At 38.1% G+C, this 19,422-nt stretch carries 22 protein-coding genes; all 22 read right to left on the bottom strand.

What is annotated here, in order from left to right:
* Window positions 1-7: 7 nt before the first annotated feature.
* Window positions 8-1,216 (bottom strand): flagellar motor switch phosphatase FliY, encoded by a 1,209-nt coding sequence (fliY, locus tag MHB44_RS05780; protein WP_341301925.1) that lies wholly within the window; start codon window positions 1,214-1,216, stop codon window positions 8-10.
* The gene (fliM, locus tag MHB44_RS05775; RefSeq protein WP_341301924.1) at window positions 1,209-2,204 is read right to left on the bottom strand and encodes a flagellar motor switch protein FliM; all 996 of its coding nucleotides are present in this window, start codon (window positions 2,202-2,204) and stop codon (window positions 1,209-1,211) included. Before fliM ends, fliY begins: the two co-directional genes overlap by 8 nt.
* Before the next feature lie 31 nt (window positions 2,205-2,235).
* The gene (gene fliL, locus MHB44_RS05770) at window positions 2,236-2,664 is read right to left on the bottom strand and encodes a flagellar basal body-associated protein FliL (RefSeq protein WP_053993930.1); all 429 of its coding nucleotides are present in this window, start codon (window positions 2,662-2,664) and stop codon (window positions 2,236-2,238) included.
* Window positions 2,654-2,875, bottom strand: coding sequence for a flagellar FlbD family protein (locus MHB44_RS05765; protein ID WP_053994893.1), 222 nt, complete (start codon window positions 2,873-2,875; stop codon window positions 2,654-2,656). The genes fliL and MHB44_RS05765 overlap by 11 nt, the downstream gene beginning before the upstream one ends.
* Window positions 2,876-2,974: 99 nt before the next feature.
* Entirely contained in the window at window positions 2,975-3,943 is a 969-nt protein-coding gene (gene flgG, locus MHB44_RS05760) for a flagellar basal body rod protein FlgG (protein WP_053993929.1), read from the bottom strand.
* An 88-nt stretch (window positions 3,944-4,031) separates the two neighbouring features.
* Window positions 4,032-4,406 carry a TIGR02530 family flagellar biosynthesis protein gene (locus MHB44_RS05755; RefSeq protein WP_053993928.1) on the bottom strand — a complete coding sequence of 125 codons (375 nt, stop codon included), beginning with the start codon at window positions 4,404-4,406 and terminating at the stop codon, window positions 4,032-4,034.
* Between the two features lie 15 nt (window positions 4,407-4,421).
* Window positions 4,422-5,102: a flagellar hook assembly protein FlgD gene (flgD, locus tag MHB44_RS05750; protein ID WP_053993927.1), complete on the bottom strand. Its 681-nt coding sequence runs from the start codon at window positions 5,100-5,102 to the stop codon at window positions 4,422-4,424.
* A 2-nt stretch (window positions 5,103-5,104) separates the two neighbouring features.
* Window positions 5,105-6,379: a flagellar hook-length control protein FliK gene (locus MHB44_RS05745; RefSeq protein WP_053993926.1), complete on the bottom strand. Its 1,275-nt coding sequence runs from the start codon at window positions 6,377-6,379 to the stop codon at window positions 5,105-5,107.
* A 29-nt stretch (window positions 6,380-6,408) separates the two neighbouring features.
* On the bottom strand, window positions 6,409-7,041 hold the full coding sequence (locus tag MHB44_RS05740; RefSeq protein WP_053993925.1) for a hypothetical protein: 633 nt from the start codon (window positions 7,039-7,041) through the stop codon (window positions 6,409-6,411).
* A gap of 4 nt (window positions 7,042-7,045) precedes the next feature.
* On the bottom strand, window positions 7,046-7,495 hold the full coding sequence (fliJ, locus tag MHB44_RS05735; protein ID WP_053993924.1) for a flagellar export protein FliJ: 450 nt from the start codon (window positions 7,493-7,495) through the stop codon (window positions 7,046-7,048).
* A complete protein-coding gene (gene fliI, locus MHB44_RS05730) occupies window positions 7,496-8,821 on the bottom strand; it encodes a flagellar protein export ATPase FliI (RefSeq protein ID WP_341302928.1) in 1,326 nt (441 codons plus the stop codon). It abuts the gene before it with no gap.
* A gap of 5 nt (window positions 8,822-8,826) precedes the next feature.
* On the bottom strand, window positions 8,827-9,615 hold the full coding sequence (fliH, locus tag MHB44_RS05725; protein ID WP_053993923.1) for a flagellar assembly protein FliH: 789 nt from the start codon (window positions 9,613-9,615) through the stop codon (window positions 8,827-8,829).
* Window positions 9,608-10,621, bottom strand: coding sequence for a flagellar motor switch protein FliG (gene fliG, locus MHB44_RS05720; RefSeq protein WP_053993922.1), 1,014 nt, complete (start codon window positions 10,619-10,621; stop codon window positions 9,608-9,610). The genes fliH and fliG overlap by 8 nt, the downstream gene beginning before the upstream one ends.
* Before the next feature lie 15 nt (window positions 10,622-10,636).
* Window positions 10,637-12,229: a flagellar basal-body MS-ring/collar protein FliF gene (fliF, locus tag MHB44_RS05715; protein ID WP_053993921.1), complete on the bottom strand. Its 1,593-nt coding sequence runs from the start codon at window positions 12,227-12,229 to the stop codon at window positions 10,637-10,639.
* A gap of 121 nt (window positions 12,230-12,350) precedes the next feature.
* On the bottom strand, window positions 12,351-12,656 hold the full coding sequence (gene fliE / locus MHB44_RS05710; protein ID WP_341301923.1) for a flagellar hook-basal body complex protein FliE: 306 nt from the start codon (window positions 12,654-12,656) through the stop codon (window positions 12,351-12,353).
* Window positions 12,657-12,677: 21 nt separating this feature from the next.
* Entirely contained in the window at window positions 12,678-13,142 is a 465-nt protein-coding gene (gene flgC, locus MHB44_RS05705) for a flagellar basal body rod protein FlgC (protein ID WP_341301922.1), read from the bottom strand.
* 3 nt (window positions 13,143-13,145) lie between these two features.
* Window positions 13,146-13,538 carry a flagellar basal body rod protein FlgB gene (gene flgB, locus MHB44_RS05700; RefSeq protein WP_341301921.1) on the bottom strand — a complete coding sequence of 131 codons (393 nt, stop codon included), beginning with the start codon at window positions 13,536-13,538 and terminating at the stop codon, window positions 13,146-13,148.
* Window positions 13,539-14,099: 561 nt separating this feature from the next.
* Entirely contained in the window at window positions 14,100-14,879 is a 780-nt protein-coding gene (gene codY / locus MHB44_RS05695; RefSeq protein ID WP_341301920.1) for a GTP-sensing pleiotropic transcriptional regulator CodY, read from the bottom strand.
* A gap of 87 nt (window positions 14,880-14,966) precedes the next feature.
* A complete protein-coding gene (hslU, locus tag MHB44_RS05690) occupies window positions 14,967-16,367 on the bottom strand; it encodes an ATP-dependent protease ATPase subunit HslU (RefSeq protein WP_341301919.1) in 1,401 nt (466 codons plus the stop codon).
* Window positions 16,364-16,912 carry an ATP-dependent protease subunit HslV gene (gene hslV, locus MHB44_RS05685; RefSeq protein WP_341301918.1) on the bottom strand — a complete coding sequence of 183 codons (549 nt, stop codon included), beginning with the start codon at window positions 16,910-16,912 and terminating at the stop codon, window positions 16,364-16,366. Before hslV ends, hslU begins: the two co-directional genes overlap by 4 nt.
* A 21-nt stretch (window positions 16,913-16,933) precedes the next feature.
* The gene (gene xerC / locus MHB44_RS05680; protein WP_341301917.1) at window positions 16,934-17,833 is read right to left on the bottom strand and encodes a tyrosine recombinase XerC; all 900 of its coding nucleotides are present in this window, start codon (window positions 17,831-17,833) and stop codon (window positions 16,934-16,936) included.
* A 275-nt stretch (window positions 17,834-18,108) separates the two neighbouring features.
* Complete coding sequence (gene trmFO / locus MHB44_RS05675; RefSeq protein WP_341301916.1) at window positions 18,109-19,422, bottom strand: FADH(2)-oxidizing methylenetetrahydrofolate--tRNA-(uracil(54)-C(5))-methyltransferase TrmFO; 1,314 nt, start codon at window positions 19,420-19,422, stop codon at window positions 18,109-18,111.

The following is a 19,422-nucleotide window of genomic DNA, read 5'->3' as shown; positions in this document are numbered from 1 at the left end:
ATTAAAACTATCTTAAATTATTTAAACGCTCTGCTTGACTTAAAACATCTGTAATACGTACACCAAAGTTTTCATCAATAACAACAACTTCCCCTTTAGCAATTAAACGACTATTGACTAAAATATCGACAGGTTCCCCCGCTAATTTATCTAGTTCAATAATCGAGCCACTTGATAGTTCTAAAATCTCTTTTACAGAACGTTTCGTACGTCCTAACTCTACAGTAACTTGCAATGGAATATCAAGTAGCATATTTAAATTTCTAGCTTCAGATTGCGAGATTACATTCGTATCAAAGCTAGCAAACTGTGCTTGTTGTACATTCACAGGCTGGGCTGGTCGCTGTGGTTGCGTAAACTGCTGTGGCTCCTGATAAACCGGTTGTTGCATTGGTGCTGCCTGCTGCTGACTAACTGGCGGCGCAGGTGGTGGTTCAGGTGCTTGTTGTTGTACAGGCGGTGGCGTAACTGGTATTTCAGGTGCACTTGTTGCAGCTACAGGAGCCTCTGGTACATCTGTCTCTCCTAACAATGATTTTACAATGTTTTGACTAAATTTAAGTGGCAATAATTGCATAAGATTTGAATCAATTAAATTGCCAATTCTTAATCTAAAGGATACTTTTACTAGTAAATCGTCTTCTGGAATATTTTCTCGACCTTCATCTTTAGAAATATTCATCAAATCAATTGTTGGTGGAGAAATATCCACTTTTTTATTAAATACTGTCGACATTGATGTGGCTGCTGAACCCATCATTTGATTCATGGCCTCTTGAACAGCACTTAATTGAATTTCACCTAAATCAGGCTTTGGATTTAATCCATCGCCCCCCAACATTAAATCAGCAATAATAGCCGCATCTGATTGCTTGATAACAAGTAAATTCATACCTGTTAAACCAATTGTATACTCTACTTGCACGGCTACATATGGATGAGGAAACTCCTCTTCTAATTTATTGCGATTAATCATGGAAATACTTGGGGTAGTAATATCTACTTTTTGACCTAGTAACGCCGAAAGAGCTGTGGCAGAGCTACCAAAGGAAATGTTCCCTACCTCACCTAGTGCATCTTGTGCAAATGAATCAAGGTAATCCTCAACCCTTATCTCATCATTTGCAGAAGCTCCAGTGTCGCTGTTTTTATCTTCCAACGTCTCGCCCCTTAATAATGCTTCAATTTCTTCTTGGGAGAGCATTTCATCACTCATCTTCGTCTCCTCCTTTCAAAGGGTCGATAATCTGGATTGCTAATTTTTTACCTTGCTTTCCTGGTTGAACTGTGAATTTTGGCAATGTCCCAACTTTGAGGACAAGTGGGCTATCAATTTTTTGCTCTAATTGTATAACATCCCCGACTTGCATTGTTAAAAAGTCTTCAATGGTGATATCAGTCACGCCTAATTCAACGGAAAGAGGTAATTGTGCTTGTTTTACACGCTTTTCAAGCATTTTTGTTTGCTCTGGAGACATTTCTTTTGTATTGGTTTGCATCCAATAGCGAACAGAGAGATTAGGAACAATTGGCTCCAATACAACATGTGGAATACAAATATTAATCATCCCACTTGTTTCTCCTATTATCGTATTCAATGAAATAACGACAACCGTTTCATTTGGTGATATCATTTGTAAAAATTGTGGATTTACTTCAAGCTCCACTAATATCGGATCAATTTCCGCTACATTTTCCCATGCCTCACGTAAATTGTCGAATGAGCGTTCGAAAAGGTTTGTCATGATTTTTGTTTCAATTTCAGTTAAATTATCCACATTACTATGACTTGCCCCACTCCCCCCCATTAAACGATCTAACATCGAGTAAGCAATGTTCGGATTGATTTCCATCAATATGTTACCATCTAATGGCGGCACTTCAAATACATTTATGAGTGTCATATTTGGAATGGAACGGACAAACTCCTCAAATGGTATTTGGTCTACTGATGCAACTGTTATTTGCACATAGCTTCTAAGCTGTGCAGAGAAGAAGGTTGTTAATAGTCGTGCAAAATTTTCATGTATTCGGGTCAAACTTCGGATTTGATCTTTTGAGAAGCGAAGTGCTCGTTTAAAGTCATATACTTTAACTTTGCGTATCTCATCTTCCTTTTTCATGTCATCTGCTGACATTTCCCCAGTTGATATTGCGGAAAGCAGCGCATCTATCTCAGATTGAGATAACACCTCTCCTGCCATTTGCCCACCTCCATTTCAAGCAGTTTCTGTTTTATTGAGTGATGAAGGAGGTAAAATATACTTCCTGAACTTCTCCCTCTTGCATCAATTCATTTATTCTCGTTTTTAATGAACTTTGGAAAATTTGTTTCCCTTGTTTGCCTTCAAGATCCTTTTTCTCCATTTCGGAAAGCTCTTGAATTGCAATGTTTTGCACTTGGAAAATGCGTTTTGTTAATTCATCAGCAGCATCTTTATTTGTCGTTTGAATTTTTAATGACATGCGCACAACCCGATTATCTGCAAGATTGGTCGTGATTTCAGGAACCTCGATCGTCGCTTCTACAATTTCATCAATCGAAGGCTCCACAACGCCTGTCGGTTTATTAAACTGTGTTAACAAGACAAATACAACAACTCCGATTAATATAACTGCTACTAGCACAATAATAATCATCGTTAACATTTTATTATTCTTCATCTTCTTCACCTCGTAGATGCGGGTTTGATAGTACTTGGATATTTCGATAAAAGGCTGTTACCTTTTGTCGCACCTCATCTTCACTCTCTAAAACAATTATTTTTGTCCCAGTTGTTAGTGTAATTGTCGTATCTGGAAAAGATTCGACTATTTCTATGTATAAAGCATTTAACGAAAATGCTTTGCCATTTAGACGTGTTAGTTCAATCATTGAATTAGGGCCGGGTCTAGCTTGAGAGCCGGCCCGACCCTCCCTCATATGAAATTATGTTAGTTGAAACGTCCATTATTATTTAAAAATTAATGATTCTTAACGTTTTAAGTTTACTAGCTCTTGTAAAATTTCATCAGAAGTTGTGATGATACGTGTATTGGCTTGGAAACCACGCTGTGCCACAATCATCTCTGTAAACTCTTCTGACAAGTCAACATTTGACATTTCTACAGCCCCAGGAACTACTTGCCCCATCCCTGCTACAGTGGCAACTTGCCCATAAGCAACACCAGAACTCGCTGATTGTTGGTAGTAATTCCCACCAGTCTTAGAAAGACCACCAGCATTCGGGAATTTAGCCATAATAAGCTGTCCTGCCCACTTTCGTTCACCATTCATATCTACATACTCAATGACACCATTTGATCCTATGTTAATTTCTTTCGCATTTGTTGGAATACGAATTGGTCCTACATCTCCAGCAGCAGGGTCTAATTCCCCATCATCATCAAATAGGTTTTCTCCAGCACCTCCGGAAACATTTGGTGCAGCATCGGGATCAATACCAGCATCAGTAGCTTCCATGACAATGTCGTCACCAGCCGTTACACCAACCAAATATTTACCATCACCATTGACTAAATAGCCATTCGGATCCATATAAAAAATACCATTTCGAGTAAACAAAATATTATTGAAGCCTTCATCATCAATAAAGCCGCTATCAGGGTCTGGAGCACCGTTAGCATCACCTACCATAAAGAAGCCGTCCCCATCAATTGCTAAATCCAAGATGCGCCCTGTAGTTTGTGTAGAGCCACCCCCATGGATAGTATCAATCGCCGCTAATTGAGACCCTAAACCAACTTGTTTTGGGTTCACCCCTCCTCGTGTAGCCGTTGGAGCAGATGCACCTGCTTGCGTTTGAGACATTAAATCTTTAAAGTTTACGCGACCCTTTTTAAAGCCCACTGTATTAACATTTGCGATATTATTCCCAATAACATCTAGTTTCGTTTGAAAATTTTTAAGACCTGAAATACCTGAATACATAGCACGTATCATAATTTGTTGTTCTCCCTTCATTTCCTAGCTGTGTGTGCTTCTCTCAATCAGCAACACCAAGGCTTCCTTACTTAAGAAGGTCCAGCCCTTAAAGCACAATCGTGCCATCAATATTGGTAAATAACTGCTGTTTTGCTTCCGTGCGATCCATTGCTGTAATGACAGTCGCATTTTTAGCGCTGACAATTAAAGCAGCTTGATCCATCAAGACTAACGGTTGTTTGACACCTTTTGAGTGTGCTTCAAATACCTTATCTGATACAGCCTGCCATTCTTGCTCCGAAATAGTAATATTACGTTGAATAATACGTTCATGCGCATGTTTACTGACCTTCAACTCTTGCTTGGTTGCTTCCTCTAAATGCGCTAGAAAGGTCTTCTGCGTTTGAATTGGCTTATTATTAGGCTGTGTTGTGCGAATAGATGGATGCAAGGGCACACGATGAATTGAAAACTTATCCATCACCATTCCCCACCTTTATTCGCTAATCACGGTAAAATCTTTATCTGTTAATTTTTTATCATTATCTAATAAATAATAAATAACCCCATCTTTATTGGAAACAGAAACAACACGACCTTGTAGCTCCTGTTCATCTTCCATATAAGTTACATGTTTACCAATTAGTTTACTAGCCTGTACAAGGGGCGATTCTGGTATAGTATTATTACCACCTGAAGTTGCTCCAGAGCTACCTAAAATCCCTGAAATATTACCAGGTGTGATTTCTTTTCCATCTGTCAATAGGAAAACTACACTGCCATCTACAAATTTTAGTGACTCAATTACACCTGTACCTTCAGTGATTACAGGCTCATCATCCTCATTTTCGCCTACTTTCATTTCATGCCATTTAATTTCCTTGCCAATAAAGTTTGTATAGCTCATCATTTGCGTTTGTTGCTGTGATGCTAACAATGACTCCATTGCCTTTGTCATATTTTGCATTTGCTCTAAAGAAGAAAATTGTGCCATTTGAGAAATAAATTCTCGGTCATCCATTGGATTTGTTGGGTCCTGATGTTGTAATTGGGTAATTAATAGCTTAAGGAAGGCATCTTTGCCAAGCTCGCTATTCCCTGTTTGTTTTGTTGGTGGTTTATAGTTTGAATAGTATAAATCATTCGTTACTGGTCCACTTACTGCTTCGTTTGCCATACTCACACCTCCTCATTTATTAAATAGTCACTAAAGGACTTGCTGTCCTCGTCTTCGTCATCTTGTTGATCTTGTGCTTGCTCCTCTTGCTGTTGTTTAAAGAAATTATTAAAGAAATTTTGGTCACGTTGCTGACGATCTGCATCTTGTAAAGATTGTGCAATATCAAGTCGATCTACCTGAATATTCTGCTGGACAAATGCTTGTTTTAACTGATGGACTTGACTATCTAGTAACTCACGTCCATGCGCTGTAGAAGCTAATAAACGCGCCGTTAGAACACCATCATTTTGAACAAGCTCAATACGAATTGTTCCTAAATTTTCAGGATATAATTTTAATGTTAAACGTGTGATTCCTTGTGCATTGGAAATTTGCGCTTTATTGATAATTGCTTGCATTTCTTTTAATAAAGCCTCTGACTGAGCAGGTTTAGCAGCGGGAAGTGTAACTTGGAATGTGTCTGCCTTTGTTTGCACTGTTTGTGGTGTCACCATTTCATTTGTCGTTGTCTCGCTTTGCTTCGTCACTTGGACTTGCTGCACAACTTGTTGGAAACCTTGTTGGAAACCTTGTAATGGTAATGCAACAGTTGTCTTTGTTGTTAGTTGCTGAGCATTGTGCAACGTTTCCACCTGCGTCTGCACGGTTGTTAATAGATTTTTAATATTGGCTAAAACATTTTCTTGTGGAGCTGTTAGATCTGTTTTTTGTCCTACTAATTGTGCAAACTTTAATACTTCAAGTAATGGTGTTGCTTCTTTTACTGTTAGCTGACCTTCACCTTGTAGCAATGTGCTAATTTGCGCTTGTAGTATTGGCGCCTGACCATCCACTAAAGCTAGTAGCTCCCACACATCACTAGCAACTTTATCTTCACCCAAAAATTGCTGTACTAATTTTTGCAGTTGTTCTTCATCAATGTCTAATACCTTTAGGATGTTTTCTAGCGTAAGCATTTCATCCATTGCAATAACCTGACCATCTTCGCCAACTTGTAGCATCAATAAGCCATCATCATGCGGAATACCTAGTACATCGAGCAATTCCTCCACAGACTCTGCATTTAATACTGCCTGTAAATCAGTAATATCACTTGTTGCTGTTGCTTGTGAAGGTTGATTAGGTTGACTTGAAGCTGAAATCACCTGACCAAATACAGCACCAAATTTTGATAATGCATCTTTATTTGCCATCCCAGTTGTTTTGCTCTCTAAACCACCTGTTGCTTTCGTAGGAGCTGTCTTTGTCATCGTTTGTATCATTGCGATATCCATTCTTTTTCACCTCCTTTCAATATTTATTTTTATTGTTGAGCCTGAGCTTGGGGTTGCGTCTGCGCCATTAATTGTGCATATTTCGCTGCATCAACAGCTTCCATTTTTTCTAAAATAGCCGCTAACTTATCAGGCTTTAAATTGGTTAAAATTCGCAATGTCTCCGTATCACTCATATTGGTAAGGATAGCTGCTGCTTTTTTAGGTGTCATTTTATCAAATGTTGTTAAAATTTCATTAAAATCACGCTTAACCTCATCCTGCTCTTGCATTAATTTTTCAACTTCAAGTTGAAGCTGTTCCTTTTCTATTAGTAACTGCTCATTTTCTGCTGTAGCTGTATCAAGCTTTTTTTGAAGCTGCGTCATTTCTGCTTCTTTTTCTTGTATTTCTGCCTTTAAATTAACCATTTTAGAGTCGTTATTAACAACAGCATCTTTCGCCTGCTGCTCTGCTGATGGTGTAAAAGGTAAATAATCTATTGCCTTTTTCCCTAAATCAAAAACATTCGTATTCATTAATGTTGCCACAACAAGCAAAACTGCTACAACAAACATAATCGGTAGTACAATCCATGTGAAAAGCTTTAGAAAGCCACCTTTTTTTCTCTTCGGTTGCTCTTCCACTAGTTCTGCTGTCAACCGATTATCTTTTTTTGCCATGAAATCACCTGATTTCTCTCTTGTTATACGTTTGCAATGAAATTTCATCTAAAAAAAGGCTTTCGATCCGATCCTGTTCTTGCTGAAATAGCTTAAAATCCTTTTCTTTCATTTTTTCAAATTTACGTACTTCCAAGTTTTTTTCTAATAGTTTTTCTTCGTGCCAATTCATCTTTGCACGAGCCTGTATCACTTTCTGCTGTACATCTATAATTGTTTTTTCAAGACTATCAATAAAACGGCTATAGTGGTGAATTTCATCTATTGATGAGCCTACAGTTAAGCGCTCCTGTTGAAAAATCATTAAATTTTCTTTCTTTTTTAGCAATTCATATAGTTTTTCGGCAATCTCTTCGAAGGAACGGACAGATTCTTTATAAGCCATTTCGGTTTCATTTTTTTCTTGCTCACGAATGGTTAACACTTTTTCAAAACGATACATATAATTAACCATCTATTTAGCACCACCGTTCGATATTGTTATTAACTCAGCTACGCTTTCTTCTAACGTCACTTTATCTAAATAGCCCTGTTTAAGATATGCCGTAATAATCGGTTCATAATGAATCGCCTCATCAATTTCTTGTGATGTTCCTCGTTTATAGGCACCGATATTGATTAGATCCTCAGATTTATCATATGTGTAATAAAGCTCTCTTAATCGTTCAGCAGCTTTTTTATGCGCTGGCTCTGCCACATGATTCATCAAACGACTCACACTCTTTAAAACATTAATCGCTGGATACTGCCCTTTGTTGGCAAGGTTGCGATCTAGCACAATATGACCATCCAGAATGCCTCGCACTGTATCAGCAATTGGTTCATTCATATCATCACCATCTACTAAAACCGTGTAAAATGCCGTTATGGAGCCTTTTTCATTCGTTCCTGTACGCTCAAGCAACTTCGGCAAAATCGCAAATACGGATGGTGTATAACCTTTTTGTGCTGGCGGCTCACCCGTAGCAAGACCAATTTCACGCTGTGCCATCGCAACCCTTGTTACTGAGTCCATCATAAGCATGACATTTAAACCACGATTTCTAAAATACTCGGCTATCGCAGTTGCTGTAAATGCGCCTTTTATCCGCATTAAGGCTGGTTGGTCAGAGGTTGCAGCAACAACAACAGATCGACTTAAACCTTCAGCACCTAAATCACGTTCGATAAACTCTCGCACCTCACGGCCACGCTCTCCTATAAGTGCAATGACATTCAAATCTGCTCGTGTATTTCTAGCAATCATACCTAGCAATGTACTTTTCCCAACCCCTGAACCAGCAAAAATACCTACACGCTGTCCATTCCCAACCGTTAACATACCATCAATCGCTTTCACGCCTACCTCAAGTCTTTCATTAATCGGTGGACGAGTAAGTGGATTTGGTGGATCTTGCTCAGTAGGAACGGCTGTTAATCCCTTTGGCAATAATGTACCATCAATTGGATTGCCCATGGAATCTAATACTTTTCCAACTAACTCAGGGCCTACTTTGATTTCGAGAGGAGCTCCTGTTCCTTCAACAAGACAGCCAATTGATATTTCACGTAGGGAGGTAAAGGGCATTAATACAACAATTTCATCTTTAAAGCCAACAACCTCTGCTAAAATAATTTGATGCCCATTGTTTACTGTTTCTACATGAATTTTACAAACATCGCCAATGGAACTATCTGGACCTTGCGACTCAATCATTAAGCCGACAACTCTCGTTACTCTACCAAACTTTTTAAACGTTGGTACATGAGGAATATGTTCGATTAACTGAGCCGTTTTCATCTCCATCATTCCTTACTTTCTAATATTTCATGTAGCTTTAAACGCAGTTCATTTAATTGCTCATCAATACTTACAACAATACGTCCATGATTCGTTTCGATATAGCAATCTGTATCATTGTCAAAATCTTCATTCACAAATATCATCAATGGGACATCAACTGGAAACATTTCTGCTAATTCATCCCGATTGGCAGTGATTAAAGCATGGTAAGCAGGTGAAACATAGATTTTAATTTCTTTCATTTCCCGTGCTTCCTTTAATCCTCTACGCACAATTGAAACAAATAGTTCCTGATTATGCGCTAAAGAAGTAGCCATAATACGCTCTGCCGCCGTTAAACCTAGCTCTAAAATAACTGCTTCCTGATCCTCTATATATTTTTGTGCATTTTCTTGCGCTTGAATAATAACTTCATTCGCCGTTTGAAGAGATTGTGCCATCGCTTCATTGGCTTTGTTTATGCCATCTTCATAGCCTTGCCCAAAGCCTTCATCATAAGCCTCCTGCACCCGATTAGGTCTTTCCTCTTCCCAACTTTGCTTCAAATGCTCAATTTCCTGTAAAAACCTATGCTTTTCTTGCTCAAACAGCTCATGCTCTGCTTGCAAAGTAGCTCTCGCTTCTGCCAGCAATTGGTCACGCTCTGCTAGTATTTCTGCCATCGTTATCTGAGGCTGAGGGGTGTTTTCCTCTTCTTCTCCAGTTATCGTTTCAAACATATCACGAATTTCAATCTTTTTTACACTATCGTTACTGGACTGTGTATAAATTGAACGGATGATCCTAGACAATGACGTCATCTCCTCCACCACGTGCAATAATAATTTCACCAGCATCCTCTAAACGACGAATAACACCCACAATTCGAGATTGTGCCTCTTCTACATCACGCAAACGTACAGGACCCATAATTTCCATTTCCTCTTTAAATGTTTCAGCCATACGCTGTGACATATTGCGGAAAATAATATCCTTTACTTCATCACTTGATACTTTCATTGAAAGCAGTAAGTCTTCATTTTCACAATCACGAATAACACGCTGAATTGAACGGTTATCAAGCGTAACAATATCTTCGAACACGAACATACGCTTTTTGATTTCTTCTGCAAGCTCTGGATCTTGGATTTCAAGCGCATCGAGAATCGTTTTTTCTGTTTGTCGATCTACACCATTCAGTACTTCAACGACTGCATCAATACCACCTGTTTCCGTGTAATCCTGTGTCACTGTAGATGATAATTTACGTTCTAACACCGATTCAATTTCACTAATTACCTCTGGTGACGTTGATTCCATCATAGCGATACGTTTGGCAATATCAGCCTGCACCTCTTGTGGTAATGACGATAAAATAACGCCTGCTTGCCCTGCCTCTAAATAAGAAAGAATCAGGGCAATCGTTTGTGGATGCTCATTTTGTATAAAGTTAAAAATTTGCGCTGGATCAGCTCTGCGTGCAAAATCAAACGGTCGTACTTGTAACGAGGATGTTAGACGATTAATAATCGTTTGTGCTTGCTCGACACCAAGCGCTTTCTCTAACACTGTTTTCGCGTAGCCAATACCACCTTGTGTAATATAATCCTGCGCAATGGCGATATTATGAAATTCTTCTATAATTTCCTCTTTTACGTTTGACTCTACCTTTTTAACACTAGAAATTTCTAATGTTAAACGTTCAATTTCTTCCTCTGATAAATGTTTATAGACAGAAGCCGAAACTTCAGGACCTAATGAAATTAACAAGAGAGCAGCTTTTTGTTTCCCTGTTAATTCCTTATCTTTCTTGGACACAGCCGAACCTCCTCGTTAATCCTCAGCAATCCAACTACGCAGTAACTTCGCAAAATCGTCTGGCTTTTCTTTTGCCATTTTTTCAAGTTGCTTACGACGCATTGTAGCTTCTGTTTCAATTTCTTCATTAATATCATCAATGATTAATTCTTCTTGTTCTTCCAAGATGCTTTGCTCTTCTTCTGCTTTCGCACGTTTACGAGAGCGGATAATAAAGAATGCTAATAGTAAAATAACAGCTAATAAAATACCACCAATTACCCAAACCCACCACGGAATAACAGGTGTTTCCTCTGCAACATCTGTTACTTTACCATATAAAGGTTGTACAGATACAGCTACTTTTTCATCAATTTGCTCTTGTGTTAGCTCATCTACTACATCTTTAGAAATTGTTGTACGAACAACCGTGCCTAAAATTCTCTCAATATCTTCACGAACACCATCAGGTAATGAAGCAGCATCTTCTGCTGTTGGTGGCTCAACAATTACTTGAATGCCAATATCTTGAATTTTATAAGGCGCTTCTTGAATATCTCTGTTGATACGGTTAACCTCATTATTAATGGTTTCCTCGGTACGCTCATAATCACCATCACCCATCGCACCTTCGTTGTAGGTAGTGAAATTATCCGTAGGCGCTTCAGCTTCGGGTTCTCCCGCAGCAGCCGCACCTGCACCAGTATATTGCTCCGTAATACGCTGTGCACTAATGGCGATACCTTCCATGTTTTCTTCATCAACAGGTGTTACAGTGTTTTCAATACGCGTTTCTTTTTTGAAATCAACATCTGTTGTGACAGAAACCATTACTTTATCTTGCCCCATCAATGTACCAAGCATCTTTTGTATTTGACGTTGTAAATCACGTTCTACTAATTTTTTCATTTGCAACTGACCCTCAGCTGTCGCTGTAGAAATCCCGTCCATTGCTACTTCATTCAAATCAAAGAACTCTGAATATTGATTGGAGATCACGATATTCTCAGTTTTTAATTTTGGAATACTCTTAGAAGCTAAATTATACATTGTTCTAATTTGTTGCTCTGTAAATTTATAGCCTGGGTCTGTGTTTAATATAATTGATGCAGTTGGCTCATCCTGAACATCTGTTAGAAAAATTCCTTCTTCAGGTACAGTAATTTGGACACTTGCATCTTTTATGCCTTCCAAACTTTTAAAAAGTTTCGCAATTTCAGTTTCAGTCGCTGCCTTTTTCAGTAGATTAAACTCATTATCTGTCATCCCAAATCCTGAACTATTAGCAAATGAGTAATCAATTGTACCTGTTTGTGGATATCCCTCTGAAGCTAATTGCACCAATAAGGAATCAGCCTGTTCCTCAGGCACTAAAATAGCCGTTCCACCTGGAGCAATTTCATATTTCACACCTTGGGCATCCAACGCTTCCTTTACTTGTCCGATTTCTCTTGTTGATAAATCTTTGTAAAGTGGTACATATGTAGTTTTAGAAGCAAAAAATGTTATAACTGCTGCAAGTACAAGCACACTTACTACGGAGCCAATCATAACTATTTTTTGCTTTTTACTTCGACTTTTCCAAAATTGACTGGTGTCATTTTTTATTTTCGTCAATCTTTCATTCATTATGAATCCTCCGGTTATAGTGAATAACCTAGCAATCAATAATTTGCGAAAACAACGAGCCCACCAAATCGGTGGTTGTTAAGCTATATCGACAGTGAATTTTCTCACATTCTCAATAAAGTTAAACACTCATTCGCATTATTTCTTGGTAAGCTTCAATCACCTTATTGCGAACTTCAAGTGTGGCATTTAATGTAATGCTAGCCTTTTGTGATGCAATCATTACTTCATGTAATTCCACATTCTCACCTTTGATGAGCTTTTGTGTAAATGTATCAGAAGTAATTTGTTGGTCATTCACTTTAGCAATGGCTTCTTTTAACGAGTTCGCAAAGCTTTGTTGTGCTTCATAAGGTGTTGTATTGAGCTTATTTGTTTCGTTTACAACTTGAGTGGGTGTCATTAGTGAAACGGATGAAATTGTCATTTATGTATCTTCCCTTCTCTATTATTTACCAATTTCTAAAGCTTTTGTAAGCATTGATTTATTCGCATTAAATACCGTCACATTTGCCTCGTAGGAACGAGTTGCTGACATTAAATCGACCATTTCTTTCAACGGATCTACATTTGGCATATTAACATAGCCTTCTGCATTTGCATCTGGGTGCGTTGGGTCATAAACAAGCTTAAAGGGTGTTTCTCGATCCTCTGCTATACGTGTAATTTTAACACCATTACCAACACCACTTTTAGCATTTTTATGAAGTGCTGTATTAAAAAACTTTGAAAACTTCCCTTCTTCTTGTGCAGCCAATGTGACAGACTTACGTCGATACGGTTCCCATTCACCGTTTACTTGGCGCGCACGTGTTGTATCCACATTTGCCATATTTGAAGAAATAACATCCATTCGCAGTCGCTGCGCTGTTAAAGCTGAAGCAGTGGTATTCATTCCATGAAAGATAGACATATATTACTTACCTCCTTTAACAACAGTATTTAATGTGTTTAATTTTCCATTCATACGATCAATCAAAGCATTATAATAAATTTGATTTTCTGCCAACTTCGCCTGCTCAGCATCCATATCGACAGCATTTCCATTATTTCGATAGCGTAAATTGTCCATATTATGAACACCAGGAATTGCTTGCTGAATGGTGAAATCATAATGTCTATTATCAGTGCGATATGCTGAAATCGCTATACTTTTTTCTTTTTCCAACATATCTTTAAAACTAACATTTTTCGCTTTATAATTAGGTGTATCGACATTCGCAATATTATTTGCGATCGCTTTATGATTCAAAGTGGCGTAGGAAAGTCCGTGTTCCAGGCTACTAATCGTTCCTCCAAATAAATTCAAACCTGTTCACCTCATTTTATTTCAATTTATGTACTTGTTATTTTATCCAATAATACAATTGTAATTAAGATGATACCTAGTGTCTATTGTCTTTTGTCACTTTTTAATAGTCTATACGCCCTATTTTTTTCTCTATTCAACCGGGACAAAACTTCCTTATCCCTTCTGTCACTAGGGTTTATTTGAGGTTATTAAATATCTAGTTATTTTAAACTATATCTACAGTGTTTATGTTTTTAGTATAAAATCTAGCTTTTTTCGCGCTCTATCGCCTACAGAAAAATAATTTTCACAAGGTTCCTTTTTACTAGTTATTTCGTTATTCGCATATTAAGTGAATGAAAATAGAATGGTTTTCTGCTCCAATACTAAAGTAATAAAGAGATGGTTATATCATCATCTATATACGAAAAGTAGTGACAACTTTTTGAACACAGCTAGTAAAAAGGTTATAAATATAGCATTTTTTAAATGTAATAAATTTTTATAGCATTATCAAGAAAAAAGCGCCTAGATATAACACCTAGACGCCTGCATTTCTTACCTTCTTACAAAAAGCATTTATTTCATTTTAATTTCTGCTAAAGCATTTAAAAATTTATCGTTTAGCACTTTAATATAAGTACCTTTCATACCTAAAGAGCGAGACTCAATGACACCCGCAGATTCAAGTTTACGTAATGCATTGACGATCACCGAACGTGTAATGCCTACTCGATCAGCGATTTTAGAAGCAACTAGTAGTCCTTCATTGCCATCAAGTTCTTCAAAAATATGCTCAATCGCTTCTAACTCACTGTATGAAAGTGAATTAATAGCCATTTGGACAACAGCTTTGCTACGAGCTTCTTCTTCAATTTCCTCAGATTTTTCACGTAAAATCTCCATACCAACTACTGTTGCACCATACTCAGCTAAAATTAAATCATCATCTTCAAACTGTGAAGATAAACGAGCAAGGATTAATGTACCTAGTCGTTCGCCACCACCAACGATTGGGACAATTGTTGTTAAGGCATTTTGGAATAACTCTTTGTTCTCCACCGGGAAGGCTGTGTGCTCATCATGAATATCTAAGTTCGATGATGTTTCAGAAATTGTAAACAAGCTATGTGTATATTCTTCTGGAAATTGTCTTTCTTCAAACATTTTTTTCATACGCTCATTCTCAATTTGTTGGTGAATGGAAATACCTAATAGCTTTCCTTTGCGGCTCACAATATAAATATTGCTATCAATAATATCTCCTAATGTATCAGCCATTTCCTTAAAGTTTACTGGCTTACCAGCAGAGGCTTGAAGCATCGAGTTAATTCTACGTGTTTTTTCTAATAAATTCATGTTATGTTCCTCCTATAAATAATCCGAAACGTATTCACTTAATATTCTAAAGTTTTTTACTACTTAATGATACTATTCAGCTTTATCTTACAATATAAACTGTGACAAATCTTTGTTTTTTACTATACCTGCAAGTTTTTGATCAACATATGCAGCATTGATTAGAATATTAGCTGGAGCAATCTCAGCGGCCTCAAATGACAGCTCCTCTAGTAAACGCTCTAAAATTGTGTGTAGGCGTCGTGCACCAATATTATCTGTCTCCTGATTAACTTCTGTTGCAATTTCAGCAATTCGTTCAATGGCATCTGCTGTGAAGTTGATTTCCACACCCTCTGTTTCTAACAGTGCCTTATATTGCAAAATAAGCGATTGATCTGGCTCTTGTAAAATTCGTACAAAATCCTGTTTTGTTAACTTTTCGAGCTCGACACGAATTGGGAATCGACCTTGTAGCTCAGGTATTAAATCTGAAGGCTTTGACATATGGAATGCACCAGCAGCCACAAATAGCATATAATCTGTTTTTACCGCTCCGTACTTTGTCGTAACCGTAGAACCCTCTACAATTGGCAAGATATCTCGTTGTACACCCTCACGTGATACATTTGCGGAAGTATTCCCTTCCTTACTAGCAATTTTATCGATTTCATCAATAAAAATAATGCCTGATTGCTCAGCTCTAATAATTGCCTCTTGTGCAACCTCATCCGCATCTATTAACTTATTCGCTTCCTCTATTATTAAAATCCGACGTGCATCCTTTACCTGCACACGACGTTTTTTCTGTTTTTTAGGCATTAAACTAGATAGCATATCCTGCATACCACCATTGGCAGACATATCCATACCAGTTCCTTGCAATGCATCAAAAATAGATGGTGTTTGTTCTGTGACCTCTACAGTAACCCATTCATTTTCCAATTTACCGCTACGTAGATCAATGGCAAGTTGTGCACGTTTAGAGCGTACTTCAACCTCATCTGTCGATGAATCATCAGTTGATGGTTGCTCTTTTCCACCAAATAACATTTCAAATGGATTTTGCATCGCCTGTTTTTTGCGTAAGGAAGGAACCAATAGTTTCACAATCGCTTCATTTGCTAATTCTTCGGCTTGCTCCTTAACAGATTCCATCATTTCTTCTTTTACAAGTCGGTGTGAAGCTTCTACTAAGTCACGCACCATTGATTCAACATCACGCCCTACGTAACCTACCTCTGTAAACTTTGTGGCTTCTACTTTTACAAATGGAGCATTTGTTAGCTTCGCAATTCTTCTGGCAATTTCTGTTTTCCCAACACCCGTTGGTCCAATCATTAAAATATTTTTCGGAATCACTTCAGCCTTCATCTCATCATTTAATAATGAACGACGATAGCGGTTTCGTAATGCAACGGCTACAGCTCGCTTAGCTTCATTCTGCCCAACAATGTAACGATCTAAATGCTCAGTAATTTGTCTTGGCGTTAAATTTTTTTGTGTCATTCGTCCAGCGCCTCCACGATAATATTATGATTTGTAAATACACAGATTTCAGCAGCAGTTTTTAATGCTGCTTCAGCAATTTCACGAGCAGTCATTGTGTCACCCGCATATTTTTTTAATGCTCTGCCTGCTGATAATGCATAATTACCACCAGAGCCGATTGCTAAAATGCCATCATCTGGTTCAATCACTTCACCTGTACCTGAAACAAGCAGCAATGTTGTTTTATCCATAACGAGCAGCATGGCCTCTAGTTGACGAAGCATTTTATCACCGCGCCATTGCTTTGCTACCTCTACGGCTGCACGTTGTAAATTGCCGTTATATTCATTTAATTTGCCTTCAAACATCTCAAATAGTGTAAAAGCATCAGCAACAGAGCCTGCAAAGCCCGCAAGAACCTGACCATTAAACAGACGTCTGACCTTACGTGCTGTTCCCTTCATCACAACAGCATTGCCTAATGTGACTTGGCCATCACCTGCCATGGCACAGCCTCCATTATGATGAACTGCGAATATTGTTGTTGCATGAATTTGTCCCATCTGCCTTCCTCCTTAGCTCTATTATGCTCGTGGATGAGCATTCATATATGTGTGACGAAGATGCTCCTTTGTTACATGTGTATAAACCTGTGTAGAAGATAAATGCGCATGACCTAATAATTCCTGCACTGTTCGCAAATCCGCGCCATTATTTAACAAATGTGTCGCAAATGTATGACGAAGCATGTGGGGATAAATTTTTGTATGAAGTGAAGCTTTATCCATCATTTCATTTAAAACATGACGCACCCCTCGAGGTGTAAGTTCCCCACCACGCATATTCACAAACAACTGCTGATGCTGTGTTTTTTTCATCAATCGTGGACGAGCTTGCTCTATGTAGTCCTGTATAGCTAAACTCGCAAATTGACCGAATGGAATGATTCGTTCTTTTCGACCTTTGCCCATCACACGTATAATGGAATAATGAAAATCGACATCCTCTACTTGAATAGAAGTCAGTTCACTCACACGAATACCCGTCGCATATAACAGCTCTAATATAGCTATATTTCTTAATGATTTCAAATCATCACCTATATTTGCATCAAATAACTGTGTCAATTCTTCTTCGTAGAAAAAATTGGGTAAACGCGATTCCTTTTTCGGATGGTAGAGAGAACGAAACGCACTATCATCTAATCCATATTGTTTATTGAGAAAGCGAAAAAAGGAGCGTATCGAGGAGATCTTTCTTGAAACAGAAGCTCTTGCTCTTTTTTCATCGTACAACTTTGTTACATAAAGACGTGCATGTATATATTCAACACTTGCTAAATTATTGATTCCCTCTGCTTGTAAGAAAGCTAAAAAATTCAACAGGTCTGATTCATATTCGCGCACTGTATGAACAGAGAAGTTTTTTTCTGTCTGGATGTAAAGCATGAACTGTTCGAGTGCATCTTGGGACGAAACTAACATAAAAAGATTCACCACCAATGATTATTAATAATTTCCTTCAATAACTAACACTTGTACTATAACGAATAGACAATGTTTTGTCATCTTTTATAAATTTTTATCATTAATAAACATACATATTGACACTATACTTATCTTCATCATATAGCAAGTGTAAATAGCTATATTTCAAAAAAACCTCCATATAAAATTCGAAAAAATGTTTAAGCAAGCATTTTGTCTACATAAAAGAAAAAGCCTCTAAGAGTATATCAACTTTTAGAGGCTCTTGGCAATTAAATTGTTTGTGAATTCACAAAATTGCGAATTACGCTTAATGCACGTGTTGCATGCATCTCAGCGCGTTCTGGTTTAGAACGACGTCCAGGTGGTAGCTCAGGGAAGATGCCGAAGTTCACATTCATCGGCTGGAAGTTTTTCGATTGTGCTTCTGTTATATAACGCGCCATACTTCCTAGTGCTGTTTCAAATGGGAAAATAATTGGCTCTTGCTCTAACGCTAAGCGGGCGGCATTAATACCGGCTATTAATCCACTGCCTGCTGATTCAACATAACCCTCTACACCTGTCATTTGACCCGCAAAGAAAATATTTTTCTGTTCACGTAGCTGGTATGTTTTCTCTAATACCTTTGGTGAATTAATAAACGTATTGCGGTGCATAACACCATAACGGACAATTTCTACATTTTCTAGCCCTGGAATTAACTGTAATACTTCTTTTTGCGGTCCCCATTTTAGATGTGTCTGGAAGCCAACAATATTATAAAGCGTACCTGCTGCATCGTCTTGGCGTAGTTGAACAACCGCATAAGGTCGTTTTCCTGTTTTAGGGTCTTCAAGTCCAACCGGCTTCATAGGTCCAAATAACATGGTTTTCTCTCCACGAGCCGCCATTACCTCGATTGGCATACAGCCCTCAAAGTAAATTTCCTTCTCAAACTCTTTTAATGGCACAACTTCTGCTTCGATTAATGCTTGGCGGAAACGATCAAATTCTTCCTTTGTCATTGGACAATTTAAATAAGCCGCTTCCCCTTTATCATAGCGTGATTTTAAATACACTTTGTCCATATCGATACTATCTTTTTCGATAATTGGTGCTGCTGCATCATAAAAGTATAAATAATCTAACCCTGTTAAGCTTTGAATTTTTTCAGCTAAAGCCTTGGATGTTAAGGGACCTGTTGCAATAACCGTAATGCCTTCTGGAATTTCTGTAACTTCTTCATGAATAACCTCCACGAGTGGATGATTTTTCACAGCCTCTGTCACATAGCCAGCAAACTCATGCCGATCTACTGCTAACGCGCCTCCAGCAGGGACTGCGCATTGATCTGCCGCCTTTAGGATAACAGAATCTAAAATGCGCATCTCTTCCTTAATAACACCTACAGCATTTGTTAAGCCATTGGCACGTAATGAGTTCGAACAAACAAGCTCTGCAAATTTATCTGTATGGTGTGCAGGTGTTTGCTTTACTGGACGCATTTCATAAAGCTTTACTTTAACACCACGTTTTGCAATTTGCCACGCTGCCTCACTACCTGCAAGTCCTGCTCCTATTACATTTACTACTTGTTCAGTCAT

The sequence above is a fragment of the Lysinibacillus sp. FSL H8-0500 genome (genome assembly GCF_038051955.1).
GTDB classification, from domain to species: Bacteria; Bacillota; Bacilli; order Bacillales_A; family Planococcaceae; genus Lysinibacillus; species Lysinibacillus macroides.
Note: the sequence above shows the minus strand (reverse complement) of the source record. Positions and strands in the feature narration are given on the sequence as shown.

Coding starts and splice junctions, on each gene's coding strand:
- fliF (WP_053993921.1), bottom strand. CDS start 12,229: ATGAATGAAAGATTGACGAAAATAAAAAATGACACCAGTCAATTTTGG.
- flgG (WP_053993929.1), bottom strand. CDS start 3,943: ATGATACGTGCTATGTATTCAGGTATTTCAGGTCTTAAAAATTTTCAA.
- flgC (WP_341301922.1), bottom strand. CDS start 13,142: ATGTCTATCTTTCATGGAATGAATACCACTGCTTCAGCTTTAACAGCG.
- fliE (WP_341301923.1), bottom strand. CDS start 12,656: ATGACAATTTCATCCGTTTCACTAATGACACCCACTCAAGTTGTAAAC.
- fliL (WP_053993930.1), bottom strand. CDS start 2,664: ATGAAGAATAATAAAATGTTAACGATGATTATTATTGTGCTAGTAGCA.
- MHB44_RS05740 (WP_053993925.1), bottom strand. CDS start 7,041: ATGGCAAAAAAAGATAATCGGTTGACAGCAGAACTAGTGGAAGAGCAA.
- hslV (WP_341301918.1), bottom strand. CDS start 16,912: ATGGGACAAATTCATGCAACAACAATATTCGCAGTTCATCATAATGGA.
- MHB44_RS05765 (WP_053994893.1), bottom strand. CDS start 2,875: ATGATTGAACTAACACGTCTAAATGGCAAAGCATTTTCGTTAAATGCT.
- flgD (WP_053993927.1), bottom strand. CDS start 5,102: ATGGCAAACGAAGCAGTAAGTGGACCAGTAACGAATGATTTATACTAT.
- fliM (WP_341301924.1), bottom strand. CDS start 2,204: ATGGCAGGAGAGGTGTTATCTCAATCTGAGATAGATGCGCTGCTTTCC.
- MHB44_RS05745 (WP_053993926.1), bottom strand. CDS start 6,379: ATGGATATCGCAATGATACAAACGATGACAAAGACAGCTCCTACGAAA.
- MHB44_RS05755 (WP_053993928.1), bottom strand. CDS start 4,406: ATGGATAAGTTTTCAATTCATCGTGTGCCCTTGCATCCATCTATTCGC.
- fliJ (WP_053993924.1), bottom strand. CDS start 7,495: ATGGTTAATTATATGTATCGTTTTGAAAAAGTGTTAACCATTCGTGAG.
- trmFO (WP_341301916.1), bottom strand. CDS start 19,422: ATGACTGAACAAGTAGTAAATGTAATAGGAGCAGGACTTGCAGGTAGT.
- hslU (WP_341301919.1), bottom strand. CDS start 16,367: ATGACACAAAAAAATTTAACGCCAAGACAAATTACTGAGCATTTAGAT.
- fliI (WP_341302928.1), bottom strand. CDS start 8,821: ATGAAAACGGCTCAGTTAATCGAACATATTCCTCATGTACCAACGTTT.
- xerC (WP_341301917.1), bottom strand. CDS start 17,833: ATGTTAGTTTCGTCCCAAGATGCACTCGAACAGTTCATGCTTTACATC.
- codY (WP_341301920.1), bottom strand. CDS start 14,879: ATGAATTTATTAGAAAAAACACGTAGAATTAACTCGATGCTTCAAGCC.
- fliY (WP_341301925.1), bottom strand. CDS start 1,216: ATGAGTGATGAAATGCTCTCCCAAGAAGAAATTGAAGCATTATTAAGG.